This window comes from Actinacidiphila glaucinigra, from assembly GCF_035918135.1.
Taxonomy (GTDB): Bacteria; Actinomycetota; Actinomycetes; order Streptomycetales; family Streptomycetaceae; genus Actinacidiphila; species Actinacidiphila glaucinigra.
This window is the reverse complement of the sequence record NZ_CP109144.1, coordinates 4,248,373-4,264,264: the sequence shown is the minus strand read 5'-3', so window position 1 is coordinate 4,264,264 and position 15,892 is coordinate 4,248,373. Positions and strand designations below refer to the sequence as shown.

Genomic DNA, 15,892 nt, shown 5'->3' with positions numbered 1-15,892 from the left:
GGAGGGAACGCGTGCGGCCGCCCCACGGTCGACTGCCGTAGGGCGTTCTCGCCCGCGGCCTACCGTTCGGCCGGCGTCGGGGTCAGGATCGCGTTCGGTGAATCGAGGCCGACCAGGGCGCCCGGTGCCCGGGTCAAGATGCTCGTCACACGAGGGCCCGCGCAGGGCGACCGGGGCTTCGTGACGGAACCGCCAACGCGCGGGTGGGGAAGGGGCGGGCAGAGGTGATGGAGAAGGAGTGGCCGGAGGGCCGGGTCCCGGATCCGGAGGCGGCGCGGGAGCGGTACGAAGCCGACCTGCGGAGCGACTGGGGGGCGGTGCGCGACGTGCTGCGCGCGGACCGGGGGGACGCCCACGTGGGGCTGGGCGCCGTGGTGGCCGCCGCCGGGATCGTGGGGGTGTTCGCCGGCCCGGTCGTCGGCGCGCTGGTCGCGGAGGTCTTCGCCGCGGTCTTCCTGGCGGCCTTCGGGGTCAAGCTGCCGGGGGGACGGCGCCGGGCGGACGCGGCGAACGGCGCCCACCGCTTCGCGTTCGGCTGGGGGCAGTGGCTGTAGGCCCGCGCAGGGGTGCCCGCCCGTGCGGGCACCCCTGCGGGGTCAGCGGACCGTGACCTGGGCCGTGCCCGTGACGCCGCCGCTGGTCACCGTGACGGTCGCGGTGCCGGAGCGGTGGGCGGTCAGGGCGCCGGTGGACGGGTCCACCGAGGCGACCTTGGGGTTGCTCGACGTCCAGACGTGGGACGCGGGGTCCGCGATCGGGATGGTGAGCGGTGCGATGTTGTCACCGGCGATCTGGTCACCGGTCGCGGTCAGGTCGACGCGGTCGCCCCGGGCGATCGGGTCCTTGGGGCCCGTGACCTTGATCGAGGCGAGCGCGGGCTCGACGGTGTACTGCAGGTGGCCGTCGTCACCGATCCGGACGAGACCGAAGTGGTAGATGCCACCCTGGTCGGCCGGGGCGTAGGCGGGCATGCCGAGGTCCGCGAAGGTGAACTGCGGGATGCCGCCCTGCTCGGTGCCGACGCTCTCGCCCTCGGGGTCGAGGATCTGCTCGGCGAAGCCGCGCGCGTGGCCGTACATCATGATCACGTGCTGCTTCGGGTGCGTCTCCTGGTAGCGCTGCACCAGCCGGAGGTACATCCGCGCCTCCCAGCGGTCCGTGAACTGGCTGTTCGCGGCCGGGTGCGGGTCGTACGCGGGCATGTGCGTGACGACCAGCACGTCCTTGGCGGTCGTGTCCGTCAACTGCCGCACCAGCCACGGGTACTGCACGCCCTCGGGGTTCTGGAACGGGTCCGAGGACTGCAGGCTGCCGTGCGAGTTGTCGGTGACGATCATCCGCGCCGCGCCCTGGCTGTACGCGTAGTGGGTGTCGCCGAAGGTGTCGCTGTAGTTGCCGTTCTCGGAGTCGGCGCCCTGGGTGATCTCGTGGTTGCCGACGATGTCGCGCGCGGGGATGCCGAGGGCGTCCATCTTGGCCTTCGCGTACTGCAGGTCGGCCGGCCTGCCGTCGTCGGGCATGTCGCCGAGGAACTGCGCGGAGTCCGGGCGCGCCTGCGGGGTCAGGGTGGGCAGCCGCTCGGCGATGGAGTCCATCACGTTGCTGCTGACCGAACCCGGGTCGCTCGCGAGCATGTGGGCGTCGTCACCGGTGAGGATCGTGGTGCCGCGCTTGGCGAAGTCGGCGGAGTCCTCCTCGAAGGACAGCCACTTCGGGTTGTCCGGGATCGCGTGGTACGCCGGCACTGTGACCGGGCGCGGCGAGTACAGGGCCTGCAGGCCCGCGACGTTGAGCGAGCCGCTGTAGGCGGTGCTGGGGCTGATCGCCAGGAAGTCGATGAAGCTGATCGTCAGCGGGAACTGCATGCCCGCCGGCAGCTGCGCGACCGCCAGGTGCCAGTCCTTCCACGTCACGAACGTCGGGTACAGCGTGGTCGACGAGCCGTTGACGCCGATGTACTTCTCGGCGAGCTCGATGCCGTTGCCGTCACCCTTGATCCACACGCCGATGGCGGTGGGGACCTGGCCGTTGTTGGTGTCGGTCTTCAGGGTGACCTTCGGGGAGAGCACCAGCTGCTTGACGCCGGAGGCGGCCGGCATCGAGTAGTCGAGCCGCAGGGACCCCGACTCGCCGGAGCCCGGTGGGACGACGCCCGGGTCGGCGGTCAGGGTGGCCGGATTGCCGGTGGTGTTGTTGCTGAGCCGCCACACGTCCAGGCTGGTGACCGGGTCGATGACCTTGCTGACCCGGCCCACGGCGATCGACGTGGTCGCGGTGGTGCCGGCGACCTCGGCGCTGACCTCGGCCAGACCGCCGTTGTCGCCGCTCGCGGTGAACAGGCCGTGCGCGTCGACGGTGCCCAGGTTCTCCGGGGTGACCTTCCAGGTGGCCGCCTCGGCGGGGATCTGCACCGCGCCGCCGTCCTTGACGGTGCCGGACAGGGCGAGCTGCTGGGTGGCGCCGTTGTCCAGGTCGGCCTTGTCGGGCGAGACCGTGAGGGTCGTGAGCCTGCTGACGACCTCGAGCTTCTCCGAGGCGGAGGCGCGGCCGTTCGAGGCGATGATCCGGCCCGAGCCCGTGCGGTGCGGGGTGAGCTTGCCGTCCTCGTACGAGGCCAGCGACGCGGGCACGACGCGGACGTGGACCTGGCCGGCCGCCGGGTTCGCGAGCCGGTCGACGGAGTGCACCGGGAGCGGGATGGTCCCGCCGGCGACGGTGGTGACCTGCTCGCCGCCGTTCACCACGACCTTGACGGCCGGGCCGGCCTCCTTGGCGGTGGAGTAGAAGAAGATGCCGTTGGCGACCGGACGTTCCGTGTTGCCGGGCTGGTCGGAGGGCTTGTTAGCGATCTCGGCCCGGTCGGCGCCGGGGGCGCGGCTGACCATGCCGGTGGAACCGCCGCCGTCGAAGAGCATGGCGTCGTAGGCGCCGTGGGCGACCATGTAGCCGGCGGCCTGGTCACGGGTCACGCCGAAGGCGGTGGTGGCGCCGCCCTGGCCGTCGACGGCGATGACGATGGCGTGCTTGCCGTCCTTGGTGACGCCGACCGCGGTCTCCGGGTTGGCGCCGCTCGGCGGGGTGCCGGTCGGGTCCTTGTAGACCTGGCCGTCCTTCACCAGCGTGTCGACGCCGCTGATCAGCTGGGTGACATCGTTGTCGGGCGAGAGCCGGGTGGCGATGCCCACCGTGTCGCCGCCGTGCAGGGTGTCGGTCAGCCACTGCCCGCCGTCACCGGCGCCGAGCAGACCGAGCCGGCCGTCGGCGAGGCGCGGCACGGCGGTGACGCCGGTCTGCACGGTGTCGACGACGAAGCCGCCGTCGGTGACCTGGCCGACCACCAGGACGGAGGCCTTGGACAGGCCGGGCGTCTCGCCGAGGTCGGGGGTGACCTCGGTGATGCCGCCGGACGTCACGTCGTTCACGGTGTTCACCGAGGTGAGCGCGCGGGTCGCGGCGCCGGCGGTGATCGTCCCGGAGAAGGTCTGCGGGCCCATCACGATGGTTCCGTCCGGCTTGACGCCCAGCTGGGAGTCGAAGCCCGGCCTGGGGCTCTTCAGCAGGCGCCCGTCGGTCATGATGCCGCCGAGCGGACGGCCGCTGGCGTGGATCTCGAAGTAGTCGCCGTTGACGCCCGCCACCGCGTGGGTGCGGTGGGCCATCGAGGACGGCGTCTCGTCGGCCGGGTTGGTGATGGTGTCACCGGCCTGGACCATGCCGACCCGGAGGTTCGGGTCGTCGAGGTCGGCGGAGAGCACCTGGATGTGCTGGCGGCCGCCGACGGTGTCGTAGGTCTCGCTGTAGTGCTGCAGACCGTGCGTGACCGTCTCTGCGGGGGTCCGGGTGTAGTCCACCACGAGCGGCCAGTTCTGCGGAGTCTCCGGCAGCCAGTCACGGTCGGGCGCGTGGCCCTGGACGGCCTCCTCGCCCGCCGGTGCCGAGGCGGTGGCCACGGCCCCGCCCACGGCGCCGGTCAGCGCCAGTGCCAGCGCGGTGACCACGGCGGCGCGGCGTGCGCCGGTCCCCACGGTTCTCTTCCCGCGAAGTGTCATTGCGTGTTCCTTACGGGTGATGGGCCGGCTGGTCGTCGGCCCGTGTCCACCCGACACCCGTTCGGCGAAGGCGAGATGGCCGGTTGCGGATCCGCAGGTGGCCCGGAGGGGGTGCGGGGTTATGGATTCGGTCAAGTCGCCCCCGTGACCGGGGGTTCCGCCGGGCGCCCCGCACCGCCGTCCGACCTGGCCGGACGTGCGGAACGCCCCGGCCGTAGCGGCGGCCGGGGCGTTCCGTGGGTCCCGCGGGTCAGGTACGGGCGCCCGTCACCAGGGGGCGGGGCCCGGGGGCGCGACGACCGGGGGACGGTCGTCGCAGGTGATGGTGTTGGGCAGCTGCCACGCGCCCAGCCAGGGGCCGGTGGTACCGCCGCCGTCGTTGCCGCCGAGGTCGGTCAGGGAGAACTCGGAGCCGGTGGCGGGGAAGTTGAAGGACCCGCAGTTGTTGACGCCGACCGCGCCGACGTTGCGGGCGTCGACGTTCTCGAAGGACGCCGAGCCGGCGACCCTGGCGCTGACGACCGAGGTGCCGGTGCCGTCCACCCGGATGTCCTTGAAGTGCACGTTCGTGATCGAGTAGGTGTCCTTCACCGGCCAGTCGGCGACCAGCATGATCGCGTTGTAGGTGCTGTCGAGGAAGTGGTCGCCAGTCACGCGGATGTCGGCGTCGATGTTCCGCTCCAGGGCGTAGAACCAGATCGCGCCGAGGCCGATGTTCCAGTTCAGCTCGTACGTGCCCGCCCGCACCGTGGTGTTGTCGGTGATCCACAGGTGCCCGGTGAACGGCTGGGCGCCGAAGCGGGAGCCCACCTGGAGGGCGCTGCCCTCGCGGATGGGGTCGGCGATCAGGTTGCCGGAGACCGTGGTGTCGGTGCCGCCGTAGATCGCGATGCCGTTGGCGAGCACGGGCGTCTGCACGGTGTTGTGGTCGAAGGTGTTGCGGGCGTTGCCGGTCTTCTCCGACCACATCGCCAGCCCGTCGTCGCCGGAGTTGCGGACGAAGTTGTTGCGGACGACCGAATCCGTCACGCCGGTGTGGAAGTTGAGGCCGTCGGCGATCTGGTCGGTGATGACGTTGCCGGTGATCCGCAGGTTCGACATCGGGCCGTCGAACCACATGCCCACCTTGGTGTGGTGGATGTACAGGCCCTCGATGGTGGAGTCGCTCATCGCCCCGCCGACGCCGTTCACCTGGTCGGTGTCGATGCGTTCGCGGACGTCGCCCTCGATCGCGAAGCCCGACAGGTGGACGTCGCGGCTGCCGCCGACAGACGCGTCCTTGCCGTAGAAGCCGACGCCGGTGTGGACGGATCCGTCGGGGGCGGGGGAGTCGAGCGCGACCTCCTTGCCCTTGATGACCGTGTACCAGCTGCCGGCGCCCTCGATCGTCACGTCGTCCACGATGATGTGCCGGTTGACCTGGTAGGTGCCCGGCGGGATGTAGACCTTCAGGTGTGCGTGGCGGGCGAAGGCGATCGCCTTGTCCAGGGCCTTGGCGGAGTCCCGGCGGCCTGTCGGGTCGGCGCCGAAGGCGAGGACGTTCGCCGCGAGGAGCGAGACGCGGGGCGGGGCGACCAGGTGGGAGTCGAGGAGGTCGACGGTCGTCGGGACGGCCCCGGAGCGTGCCGGGACGGTGAGCCGGATCCTGTCGCCCGCCTTGTACGTCCGGCCCAGCAGCAGGCGCTGCTCGTCGTAGAAGTGGTTCGGCCGGAAGGGCTTGGAGATCACCGGCGCCGGGGTGGTCGCGTTGGGCACGCAGCCGCACTCGGTGATCCACCAGTCGTCGTGGAGCAGCCCGGCCTGCGGGTCGTTGGAGAACGGGTACTGGTTGTAGAGCCAGGCGTACTGCGATGTCAGGGGCATCGTCGTACGGCCGCGGCCGCCCACCGTCACGTCGAGCGGCGCGGTGATGCCGCCCCCTCCGGGCGCGTCCGGGATGCTGTACCGCACGGTGATCGCGTTGGCGGCGCTCGGCAGCGTGAACTCCACGTACTGGCCGCGCCGCAGGGTCACCGCCTTGCGCCCGGACGCCTCCGCGGGGAGCGTGTAGGCGGTCCGGTCGGGGCCGATGACCTCCCCGTTCGTGACGGCGTTCTCGGCCTCCTGCTCCACGAACCCGAGGTCCGCGCCGCGGCCCTTGACCAGCGCCGGGTCCAGTGCCGCCCGCGTCACGACCGGCCGGGCCGCGCCTTTCGCCGTCGCGGTACCGGCCTGGGCCGTGGCGCCGACCGGGCCGATGCCGACGCCGAGGCCGGCCGCCACCGCGACCACCGCCACGGCTCTTCGCCAGGCACTCCTGCTGCTCCGTGTCATCCCCAGCTCTTCTCTCGTAAGGCGCGACCGCCCGGGACGTTCGAGGCGGAGCGGACGTCGTGAGGTGAGGTGACAGTAAGGACCCGTCAGGCCGCTTCACAAGGCTCATGCGTGATGTTTTCGGCCTGATGATGGTCAAGTGCGTCTGCCTGTTCGTTTTTTGCGCGGCTTGCGTCACTCGTTGCGGAAGAGGACAGCGTAAAGCGCGCCCCGGGCCGAGCGCGGCCAGGGGTTGGTGGGGGCGGCTTACCGGCCCGGCCAGGGCCGGGGCGAAGGGACCCACTGCGGTCCGCGGTGGTGCAGCCACCACTCGCCGATGGTTTGGAACTTCTCCTCGAAGGCGGCGTCCTGGCTCATGACGCCGGTGATGGGCGCCCGCAGGCGGGTGAGGCGGCCGTCCGCCTCGCAGATCACCACCCGTCGCACGCCCATGTTCGACTCGACCCAGATGCCCTGGACGTCCGCCCAGCGGATCGTCCTGCGCCGCGGGTTGTGCACCACCGCGGCCGACGGGGTGAGCGTGACGCCGAACCGCGCGGACATCAGCAGCCCCGCCGGCACCGCGAGCCACACACCCGTCGGGAACGCGAAGCCGGGGCCGAACGGGTCGGGGAAGAGCAGTGGTGCGGCGATCGCCAGGACCGTGACGAGGACGGCGGCGGGCACCAGCGGCATCACCCTCTGGTGCCAGGTCGGCCGGAAACGGACGTGCTCCATCGAACTCCCCACCCCTTGCCTGCCCATGATTGCCGACGCAGCCTGGCCGAGCCCGGCGCCGCTGTCCACCCCGGCGGGAGGGTCAGCCGGCCGGAGCGGCCGCGGGGGGCGGTCCGGGCGCGTGGCGCAGCCCGTAGGCGATGAGGGGTTCGAGGGCGGCGAGGAGTTCGGTGCCCCGGTCGGAGGGGTGGTAGAGGATCTGCACGGGGGTGCTCGGGATGACCGCGCGGCCGATGAGGCCGAGGTGCTCCATCTCCTTGAGGCGTTGCGAGAGCAGCCGGTCGGAGATGCCCGGCACCATGCGGCGGTAGTCGGTGAAGCGCCGGGCGCCGCGGGCGGCGGCCAGCAGCACGGCGCCGGTCCAGCGGCGGCCGACCTGTTCGAGGACGGCCTGGAAGGCGGTGCAGGCCTCGGCGTCGATGTCGGGTTCGGTGGTCTCGTGGGAAGGCACTTACCAAAGATTAGCGACTAACCCTCGCCTTTGCCAAAGGTGCGGGCCCCCCGACGCTGAAGCCATGGACACCACCGACCGTGCACAGCGGCTCCGCTTCGGACTGAGCCTCGACCCGGACGCCGGCCGTCTGCCGGAGACGCTGGAGCTGGCCGCCGCCGCGGACGCCGCGGGGCTGGACCTGCTCGCCCTGCAGGACCACCCGTACCAGCCCGGGCACCTCGACGCGCTCACGCTGTCCGCCCTGGTCGCGGCCCGCACCTCGCGCATCTCCGTCTTCACCGACGTCGCGGACCTGCGGCTGCGGCCCCCGGTCATGCTGGCCAAGACCGCCGCGAGCCTGTCGGCGGCGTCCGGCGGCCGCTTCCAGCTCGGCGTGGGCGGCGGCGGCATACCGGAGGCGATCGGCTCGATGGGGGCGGCGCCGATGCCGCCCCGCGAGGTCGTGGCGTACACGGAGGAGTCGCTGCGGATCATGCGGACCGCGCTGGACGGCGGACCCGTGCGGCACCGTGGCGACGTGCTCACGGTGCCCGGCTACCAGGCCGGCCCGGTGCCGCCGCGCCGGGTCGAGCTGTGGCTCGGCGGGCAGCGGCCGCGGATGCTGGCGGTCGCGGGCCGGGCGGCGGACGGCTGGATCTCGCCGTTGAACATCTACGTGCCGCCGCAGGAGGTGCCGGAGCGCCAGCGCGTCGTCGACGAGGCGGCCCGCGCCGCCGGGCGCGATCCCGCTCGCGTCCGCCGTATCTACAACGTGATCGGTGTCATCGGCGGCTCCGGCGCCCCCGGCCTCAACGGCGACGTCGGCCGGTGGGCCGACACCCTCGCCGAGTGGGCGACCGTGCTGCGCTTCGACACCTTCGTCTTCTGGCCCGTCACCGCGCACCGGCAGCAGCTGGAGGTATTCGCCGGCGAGGTCGTGCCGGCCGTCCGCGAGCGGGTGGCCCGATGACGCCCGGCCCCGGCCTCGGCACCGGCCTCGGCCCCGGCACCGCCCCGGCCACCGCCTTCGCGGTGCCCGCCGCCCTGGCGGAGCGGACCGTGCTCCCCGGCGACCCCCGCTACCCCCTGCTGCGCTCCACCTACACCACCGTCGCCCACCCCGCCGCCGTGGTCCTCGTCCGCGGGCCCGGCGACATCGCGGCCGCCCTCGCGGCGGCCCGGGCACAGGGACTGCCCGTCTCCGTGCGCTCCGGCGGCCACGGGCTGTCCGGCCGGTCGTCCAACGACGGCGGTGTCGTCATCGACCTCTCCCGGCTCGACGAGGTGCGGGTCGTGGACGGCGCGACCCGCCTCGTGCGGATCGGTGCGGGCGCCCGCTGGGGCCGGGTGGCCTCCACCCTCGCGGCCCACCGGCTGGCCGTCAGCTCGGGCGACCACGGCAACGTCGCGGCCGGCGGCCTGGCCACCGCGGGCGGCATCGGCTGGCTCGCCCGTACGTACGGCCTCACCGTCGACCGTGTGCGCGCCGTCGAACTCGTCCTGGCCGACGGGACCGCGCTGCGCGCCGACGCCACGCACCACCCGGACCTGTTCTGGGCGGTACGCGGGGCGGGCGCGGGCGTGGGGATCGTGACCGCCTTCGAGATCGAGGCGATGGAGCTGGGGGACATCGGCGTGGCCCAGCTGGTCTTCGAGGCGGACCCCGCGGGCGGCGCCCTCGCGCAGTGGGCGTCCGCGATGGCCGCCGCGCCGCGCACGCTCACCTCCGCCGCCCACCTCCTGTCCAACGGCCCGGCCCTGGCGCTCTCCGTCACCGTCGCCGTGGCCGACGACGACCCCGACCGCGTCCGCGAGGCACTCGGCCCCCTGGTGGCGGGGCGGCACCGCCCGCTCCAGGCGACCGCCCAGCTGGCCCCGTACACCGCGCTGGTCTCCAGCGCCCACGAGCACGCCAACACCGGCCGGCAGCCCGTGGTGAGCACCAACTCGCTGCTGCCGGAGCTGACCCGGGACGCGGCGCGCGCCGTCATGGCGACCGCCGGTGACCGGCACCGCCCGGCCTTCGTCCAGCTGCGCTCGCTCGGGGGCGCGATCAACGACGTCCCGGCCGACGCCACCGCCTACGCCCACCGCACCGCGCAGGTCCTGGCGCAGGGCAACCTCTTCCCGCCGCACGGGCCGGACGACCTGCACCGCCTGTGGACGCCGGTCCGTGAGCTCGGCAACGGCAGTTACGTGAACTTCGAGAGCGGCACCGGCCCCGGCGTCTTCGACCGCGCCTACCCGGGCGCCACCGGCGCGCGGGTGCGCGAGCTGTGGCGGCGCCACGACCCGGACGGCGTCCTGCGCCCGCTCACCCCCGGCTGACCGGGCCCGGGCCGGACCGCCGGCGCTCCGCGAAGGGCCCGCCCGGCCCGAAGGCCAGCGCCGCGAAGCGCCGGCCCATCCGCCGGTAGCCCGCTGCGTTGGGGTGCAGGTCGTCGGGCAGGTCGGCGACGTCGCCGGGCCCGAAGAGCCGGCGGCCGTCCAGGTAGTGCAGGTTGCGGTCGCCGGAGGCGGCACGGGCGGCCACGATCCGGGCCAGCTCGGCCCGGATGACGGTGAGCGTGAGCGCGCCGCCGGGGACGTCCTCGGGAGAACCCATGGCCACCACCCGCGGGACGGGGGCCGACAGGTCGGGCGCGGTCGGGCCGGGGGTGGTCTCCACGACCGGGCAGCTGATGGGCGACACGACCAGCAGCGGGGTGTCCGGGTGCCCGTCGCGGACGGTGTCGAGGAACCCGTGCACCGCCGGGCCGAAGGAGCGCAGCCGGAAGGCGTCCCGGTTAACGATGTTGATGCCCAGCTTGAGGCTGATCAGGTCGGCCGGCAGGTCCCGGATGGTCCGGGCGACGTACGGGTCGAGCATCGCGTTGCCGCCGAGTCCCAGGTTGAGCAGCTCGGCCCCGGCCAGGGCCGCGGCGAGCGCGGGCCAGGTGGCGGTCGGGGACTCCGCCGCGGCGCAGTGGCTGATGGAGCTGCCGTGGTGGATCCAGCGCCGCCGGCCGGTCGGTCGCGGCGGCAGCACCTCGGCGTCCGCCCACAGCCCGACCAGCTCGGTGCGGGTCTGCTGCGGCAGCCACAGCTCGACGTCCTTCTCCCCGCCGGGCAGGCCGTCGAACCGGACCCGCCCCGGCGCCCCCGCCTCGCGCCGGGAGGGCTCGGCGAAGAGGTCCGGCTTGTGGAGCACGTTCCCGGGCGGCGCGGGGGCGCTGCCGGTGCGCCTGCCGTCGACGACCAGGTCGACGACCCCGGCGGGCAGCGGCTCGGAGGTCCCCGCCAGCTGCCAGACCGAGGTCAGCAGCTCGAGCTCGACCACCCGGGCCGCGGTGCGGAACGCCAGCCGGACGCCTGAGGGCAGGGCGGTCGTCTCGTCCATGAAGACGTCCGGGTACTGCGACCGCGTCCACGCCGGGAGACGCCGCGGCAGCAGCCCGGCCCGCGTCCGCTCCAGGTCGAGCGCGCCGCGGATCTCCACCGGTCCTCCGGTCAGCGGGACCACGCGCAGGGAGTGCGTCGCTGTTGTCACGTTTTCTCCCTGCCCGGGACCGGCCGCGGCCACACGGGCCGCGCCGAGGGGGCCGCTGCCCGCGCGGCGGCGGGGCCCCTACGGCACCAGGACGACCTTGCCCATCGTGCCGCGGCCCTCCAGGGCCGTGTGCGCGGCGGCGGCCTCGGCGAGCGGGAAGCGCTGTACGACGGGGGTGAGCCGGCCGGACGTCCACGCGGCGAGGGCCTCCTCCTCCAGCGTCCGCAGGCCGAACCGCAGCATGGCCGGACCGAGGACGACCCCGGAGGTGATGCCGCGCGCGGTCAGTTCCCCGGGCGTGAACTCCAGCGGCCCGCCGGACGCCCAGCCGTAGACGACGTGCCGTCCGCCCGGGCCCAGCAGGTCCACCGCCCCACGCCCGAGGCCGCCGCCGACGGCGTCGAGGACGACCGTGGCCGGCCGCCCGGCGAGGGCCTCCCCGGCCGTGTCCGTCCAGCCCTCGGCGCAGTAGTCGACGGCGGCGTCCGCGCCCAGCTCCAGGACGCGCGCGGTCTTGGCGGGCCCGCCTGCGAGCCCGAGGACGACCGCGCCCGCGGCGCGCGCCGCCTGCACCAGCAGGCTGCCCAGCCCGCCCGCCGCCGCGGTGACCACGACCGTGTCGGCGGGGCCCAGGGGCGCCTGGCGCAGGATGCCCATGGCCGTGCGGCCGGTGCCGATCATGGCGACGGCTTCGGCGGCGTCGCGGCCGTCCGGCAGCACGTGGAGCCTGTCGACGGCGGTGACGGCGAGTTCGGCGTATCCGCCCGGCACCATGCCCAGGTGGGCGACGACGGGCCGGCCGAGCCACTCCGGGCCGACGCCCTCTCCGGTCGCCTCCACGGTGCCGGCCACCTCGCGGCCGGGGACCGTGGGCAGTTCGGGCAGTGGGTAGGGGACGTCGGGGTCGCCGGAGCGGATGGCGGTGTCGATCACATGGACGCCCGCGGCGGCGACGGCGATGCGCACCTCGCCGGGGCCGGGCTCCGGGTCCCCGGTCTTCTCGTGGCGCAGGTTGCCTGCCGGGCCGAACGCGTGGAGACGGATGGCGTGCACGGTGCTTCCCCCTGGACATGACGCAGTGGGCGGTCGGATGATCCGCACCGCCCACTGTCCGACCTCAAGTGAGGTTGAGGTCAAGCCGGTCGAGCCGGTCGAGCCGGTCGAGCCGGTCGAGCAGGTCAAGCGAGGAGCTTCGCCTTCGCCTTGGTGTACTCGTCCTCGGTGATGTGGCCCTGGCTCTTGAGTTCGGCGAGCTTGGACAGCTGGTCGACGTTGCCGCCCGCCGCTCCGCCGTCGCCCGTGGCGGCCTCCCGCACGTACTGCTTGAAGGCCGCGTCCATTTCCTTCGCCTGCTTCTGGTCCCGCTCGGCCATGCCCTTGCCCCTGGCGATGACGTAGATCAGTACGCCGATGAAGGGCAGGAAGATCAGCACGATGATCCAGCCGGCCTTGGCCCAGCCGCCGACGGTGTGGTCGCGGAAGAGGTCCCCGATGATCCTGAAGAGCAGGAAGAACCACAGCACCCAGCAGAAGATCAGGAGCATCGTCCAGAAGAGGTTCAGCAGAGGGTAGTCGTCCATGCCCCAAGTGGACGACGGCCGAACGGGTCCCGCACCCGGGATTGCGCCGTCCGGGCTACAGCCGGGGGAAACGCGCCGTCAAGTCCCAGATCACGGGGTTGGCGTCCAGGCCGTCGTGCATGTCGGCGAGGTCGGCGACCAGGTCGTGCAGGAAGTCGCGGGCCTCGCGGCGCAGCTCGGCGTGGGCGAGGGAGAGCGGGCGGTCGTCCGGCGCCCAGTCGGCGCTGACGTCGACGAATCCGAAGCGGCGCCGGAAGCGCAGCCGGTCGGTGGACTCGGTGAAGTCCAGCTCGGCGTACTGGGGGCGGGCCGCGCGGCTGCCGAGCGGGTCGCGGTCCAGCTGCTCGACGATGTCGCAGAGCGCCCACGCGAAGTCGAGGACGGGCACCCATCCCCAGGCTGTGGACAGTTCACGGTCGGCCGTCACGTCCGCCACGTAGACGTCCCCGCAGAACAGGTCGTGGCGCAGCGCCCGTACGTCGGCGGTGCGGTAGTCGGTCTGCGGGGGGTCGGGAAAGCGGCGGGAGAGCGAGTAGCCGAGGTCGATCACCCGCCGATGGTACGCGGCGGCCCCGGCGGCAGGTCCTTGTGGAGGACGGAGCAGGGGCGGCCCATCTGCCGGTCCTCGCGGTGTTCGATCACGCGGTAGCCGAGCGTCCGCCAGAACGCCAGCGCGCCCGGGTTGCTGTCGAGCACCGCCAGGCGCACCCCGTCCCGCCCTCGCGCGCGCAGCCGTTCCTCGACCAGTCCGGCGATCTCGCGGCCCAGGCCCGAGCGGTGCCGCCCGCCGTGCACCATCAGCAGGCCGATCCAGGGGAACGGGTCGAGAGGGTCGGGGTGCTCGGCGAGGGTGACGGCGAGGCCCGCGAGGCTTCCGTCGGCGTCGTCGCGGGCGAGCAGCACCTCCGCGGCGGGGTGGGCCAGTTCGGCGTTGACGCTGCTCGCGACCTGCTCCGGGGTGACGGATCCGGGGTCGGGGAAGTCGCCGGTGGCGCGGTGGAAGCCGGGGTTGGAGGCGTACACCTCCGTCAGGCCGGCGAGGACGCCGGGCGGGAGGGAACCGTCCACCGGCACGAGGGGTTCGAGCACCAGCATGCCCCGCACGCTAGTCGCGTGCGGGGCATGAGGCGCCTCATTGAGTGAGGTTCTCGGCAACCGGCCGATGTCAGAGGCCGACACCGAAGTCGGTGGCGATGCCGGCGAGGCCGGAGGCGTAGCCCTGGCCGACCGCGCGGAACTTCCACTCGGCGCCGTTGCGGTAGAGCTCGCCGAAGACCATGGCGGTCTCGGTGGCGGCGTCCTCGCTGAGGTCGTAGCGGGCGATCTCGGCGCCGCCGGCCTGGTTGACGATGCGGATGTAGGCGTTGCGCACCTGGCCGAAGTTCTGGCTGCGGGTCTCGGCGTCGTAGATCGAGACGGGGAAGACGATCCGCTCGACGTCGGCGGGCAGCCCCGCCAGGTTGACGTTGATGGCCTCGTCGTCGCCCGCGCCCTCGCCGGTGCGGTTGTCGCCGGTGTGGACGATGCTCTGGTCCGGCGTCTGCTTGTTGTTGAAGAAGACGAAGTAAGGGTCCGCGTAGACCTTGCCGCTCGGGTTGAGCGCGATGGCGCTCGCGTCGAGGTCGAAGTCGGTGCCGGTGGTCGTGCGCACGTCCCAGCCCAGGCCCACCGTGATGGCCGTCAGGCCCGGTGCTTCCTTGGTGAGCGAGACGTTGCCGCCCTTCGACAGGCTTACAGCCATGGGAGTCCCCTCCGTGATGTCGGTCATTCGTGCCGACGACGACGCTACCTTCACAGGGGGGAACGTCGTGAGAGGCCCGCATGGTTCCTTTACGGCGAAAACCGCCTCCGGGGCCATGTCCCGGAAAATCCTGTGACTCCGGCGGCCGTCGGCGGGATCATGGGAGGCATGTCAGGGCCGCCCCCACTCGTCGTCCGCGGTTCGGTCTCCGTACCGGAGGCCGAGCTGATGTGGCGTTTCTCCCGTTCGTCCGGACCCGGCGGCCAGCATGTGAACACCTCGGACAGCCAGGTCGAGCTGCGATTCGATCTCGCCAATTCCGAGTCGCTGCCCACGGTGTGGAAGCAGCGCGCCCTGGAGCGGCTCGCATCCCGCCTGGTGGGCGGCGTCCTGGTCGTACGGGCCTCCGAGCACCGCTCGCAGTGGCGCAACCGGGAGGCGGCGATGACCCGCCTGGCGGCGCTGCTCGCCGAGGCCACCGCGCCGCCGCCCAAGGTGCGCAGACCCACGAAGATCCCGCGTGGCATCAACGAGCGGCGGCTGAAGGAGAAGAAGCGCCGCGGCGACACCAAGCGCGGCCGCGACCCGCGGGGCTGGTCCTGAGCTCCGGCGGTGTCCTTGCCGCGGGGACCTGCGGCGCGCCTCAGCCGAGGTGCCGGTAGCGGCCCCGGAAGTACATCAGCGGCGCGCCGTCCGCGCTGGGGGTGCGCGCGGTCAGCACGCGGGCGATCACCAGGGTGTGGTCCCCCGCCGGGACGCGCTGCTCGGTTTCGCACTCGAGCACGGCCAGGCCGCCGCCGAGGATCGGGGCGCCCGAGGCCTCGCCGCGGTAGTAGGCCACGTCCTCGAAGAGCAGCCGGTCGCTGATGCGGCCGCGCATGGCGAAGCGCCCGGCGATGTGCCGCTGGCTCTCGCTGAGCACGGACACCGCCCAGCGCCCCTGGCGCTCCAGCAGCTCGTCCATCCGGGATCCCTCGCGCAGGCTCACCATCACCAGGGGCGGCTCCAGGGAGACCGAGACGAAGGCGGTCGCGGTCATGCCGACGTCCTCCCCCCGCGGGCCGTCCTCGGGGTCGTGGGCGGTCACCAGGACCACCCCCGCGGCGAGGCGGCTCATGACGGCGCGGAAGGCGTCGCTGTCCACGCCGGACAGGGGTGGCTCGGAACCGTCGGGCACGGTCCCAGGATGCGGGATGCGGGGCGTGGAGGTGATTGACTGTGACACGCCCCGACGCTAGCCGGACTGCCGCACCGCCCGCATCGGACTTCGGATCGAGCCGGGTCCTAGGACCTCCGGCCGTACCCGCCTCCGGTCGTACAACCCCCGCTCACCTGCTCGATTGTGTTCAATGGGTGAGGGAGGACACCCGGTCTGCTCTACGCTGCGTGATCGGAACACGACAATCAGATGTGACTTGAGTCACAAGGGGCATGAATTGTTGACCCTGTGTACCGGTCGAACTGCTCGCTGTGATTCAGTTGCGGTGGGAATTGGACCACAACGGACCACAAGCAGTCTCAGGAGTTGTC

Annotated in this window: 15 protein-coding genes; 4 read left to right on the top strand and 11 right to left on the bottom strand. The window is 73.0% G+C overall.

What is annotated here, in order from left to right; genetic code table 11:
* Positions 1–227 precede the first annotated feature (227 nt).
* Positions 228–554: a hypothetical protein gene (locus OIE69_RS18900; RefSeq protein ID WP_326573050.1), complete on the top strand. Its 327-nt coding sequence runs from the start codon at positions 228–230 to the stop codon at positions 552–554.
* A gap of 42 nt (positions 555–596) precedes the next feature.
* Here OIE69_RS18900 and OIE69_RS18895 read toward each other — a convergent pair whose 3' ends face one another.
* The 4 genes from OIE69_RS18895 to OIE69_RS18880 form a co-directional block, all read right to left on the bottom strand.
* Entirely contained in the window at positions 597–4,049 is a 3,453-nt protein-coding gene (locus OIE69_RS18895) for a phosphodiester glycosidase family protein (protein ID WP_326573049.1), read from the bottom strand.
* Between the two features lie 267 nt (positions 4,050–4,316).
* A complete protein-coding gene (locus OIE69_RS18890) occupies positions 4,317–6,362 on the bottom strand; it encodes a glycosyl hydrolase family 28-related protein (protein WP_326573048.1) in 2,046 nt (681 codons plus the stop codon).
* A 246-nt stretch (positions 6,363–6,608) separates the two neighbouring features.
* On the bottom strand, positions 6,609–7,079 hold the full coding sequence (locus OIE69_RS18885; protein ID WP_326573047.1) for a hypothetical protein: 471 nt from the start codon (positions 7,077–7,079) through the stop codon (positions 6,609–6,611).
* Positions 7,080–7,161: 82 nt separating this feature from the next.
* Positions 7,162–7,530, bottom strand: coding sequence for a winged helix-turn-helix transcriptional regulator (locus tag OIE69_RS18880; RefSeq protein ID WP_326573046.1), 369 nt, complete (start codon positions 7,528–7,530; stop codon positions 7,162–7,164).
* Between the two features lie 64 nt (positions 7,531–7,594).
* On the opposite strand from OIE69_RS18880, the gene OIE69_RS18875 reads away from it, so the two are divergent.
* Together OIE69_RS18875 and OIE69_RS18870 are read left to right on the top strand one after the other, a co-directional pair.
* Entirely contained in the window at positions 7,595–8,482 is an 888-nt protein-coding gene (locus tag OIE69_RS18875; protein WP_326573045.1) for an LLM class flavin-dependent oxidoreductase, read from the top strand.
* Positions 8,479–9,840 carry an FAD-binding oxidoreductase gene (locus OIE69_RS18870; protein ID WP_326573044.1) on the top strand — a complete coding sequence of 454 codons (1,362 nt, stop codon included), beginning with the start codon at positions 8,479–8,481 and terminating at the stop codon, positions 9,838–9,840. Before OIE69_RS18875 ends, OIE69_RS18870 begins: the two co-directional genes overlap by 4 nt.
* Here the strand turns inward: OIE69_RS18870 and OIE69_RS18865 are convergent.
* The 6 genes from OIE69_RS18865 to OIE69_RS18840 form a co-directional block, all read right to left on the bottom strand.
* A complete protein-coding gene (locus OIE69_RS18865; RefSeq protein WP_326573043.1) occupies positions 9,827–11,041 on the bottom strand; it encodes a GDSL-type esterase/lipase family protein in 1,215 nt (404 codons plus the stop codon). The genes OIE69_RS18870 and OIE69_RS18865 overlap by 14 nt on opposite strands.
* A gap of 78 nt (positions 11,042–11,119) precedes the next feature.
* Positions 11,120–12,094, bottom strand: a complete 975-nt coding sequence (locus tag OIE69_RS18860) for a zinc-binding dehydrogenase (protein WP_326573042.1) — start codon at positions 12,092–12,094, stop codon at positions 11,120–11,122.
* 125 nt (positions 12,095–12,219) lie between these two features.
* Positions 12,220–12,621 (bottom strand): SHOCT domain-containing protein, encoded by a 402-nt coding sequence (locus OIE69_RS18855; RefSeq protein ID WP_326573041.1) that lies wholly within the window; start codon positions 12,619–12,621, stop codon positions 12,220–12,222.
* A gap of 55 nt (positions 12,622–12,676) precedes the next feature.
* Positions 12,677–13,171, bottom strand: a complete 495-nt coding sequence (locus tag OIE69_RS18850) for a hypothetical protein (RefSeq protein ID WP_326573040.1) — start codon at positions 13,169–13,171, stop codon at positions 12,677–12,679.
* On the bottom strand, positions 13,168–13,716 hold the full coding sequence (locus OIE69_RS18845; protein ID WP_326573039.1) for a GNAT family N-acetyltransferase: 549 nt from the start codon (positions 13,714–13,716) through the stop codon (positions 13,168–13,170). The genes OIE69_RS18850 and OIE69_RS18845 overlap by 4 nt, the downstream gene beginning before the upstream one ends.
* A gap of 70 nt (positions 13,717–13,786) precedes the next feature.
* Positions 13,787–14,362 (bottom strand): TerD family protein, encoded by a 576-nt coding sequence (locus OIE69_RS18840; protein ID WP_089227710.1) that lies wholly within the window; start codon positions 14,360–14,362, stop codon positions 13,787–13,789.
* Between the two features lie 159 nt (positions 14,363–14,521).
* Here OIE69_RS18840 and arfB point away from each other — a divergent pair, with 159 nt between their 5' ends.
* A complete protein-coding gene (arfB, locus tag OIE69_RS18835) occupies positions 14,522–14,965 on the top strand; it encodes an alternative ribosome rescue aminoacyl-tRNA hydrolase ArfB (RefSeq protein ID WP_326573038.1) in 444 nt (147 codons plus the stop codon).
* A gap of 40 nt (positions 14,966–15,005) precedes the next feature.
* On the opposite strand, the gene OIE69_RS18830 is transcribed toward arfB, so the two are convergent.
* A complete protein-coding gene (locus OIE69_RS18830) occupies positions 15,006–15,506 on the bottom strand; it encodes a flavin reductase family protein (protein WP_018559571.1) in 501 nt (166 codons plus the stop codon).
* Positions 15,507–15,892: the final 386 nt, after the last annotated feature.

Coding starts and splice junctions, on each gene's coding strand:
- OIE69_RS18855 (WP_326573041.1), bottom strand. CDS start 12,621: ATGGACGACTACCCTCTGCTGAACCTCTTCTGGACGATGCTCCTGATC.
- OIE69_RS18890 (WP_326573048.1), bottom strand. CDS start 6,362: ATGACACGGAGCAGCAGGAGTGCCTGGCGAAGAGCCGTGGCGGTGGTC.
- OIE69_RS18885 (WP_326573047.1), bottom strand. CDS start 7,079: ATGGAGCACGTCCGTTTCCGGCCGACCTGGCACCAGAGGGTGATGCCG.
- OIE69_RS18900 (WP_326573050.1), top strand. CDS start 228: ATGGAGAAGGAGTGGCCGGAGGGCCGGGTCCCGGATCCGGAGGCGGCG.
- OIE69_RS18870 (WP_326573044.1), top strand. CDS start 8,479: ATGACGCCCGGCCCCGGCCTCGGCACCGGCCTCGGCCCCGGCACCGCC.
- OIE69_RS18840 (WP_089227710.1), bottom strand. CDS start 14,362: ATGGCTGTAAGCCTGTCGAAGGGCGGCAACGTCTCGCTCACCAAGGAA.
- OIE69_RS18845 (WP_326573039.1), bottom strand. CDS start 13,716: ATGCTGGTGCTCGAACCCCTCGTGCCGGTGGACGGTTCCCTCCCGCCC.
- OIE69_RS18875 (WP_326573045.1), top strand. CDS start 7,595: ATGGACACCACCGACCGTGCACAGCGGCTCCGCTTCGGACTGAGCCTC.
- OIE69_RS18895 (WP_326573049.1), bottom strand. CDS start 4,049: ATGACACTTCGCGGGAAGAGAACCGTGGGGACCGGCGCACGCCGCGCC.
- arfB (WP_326573038.1), top strand. CDS start 14,522: ATGGGAGGCATGTCAGGGCCGCCCCCACTCGTCGTCCGCGGTTCGGTC.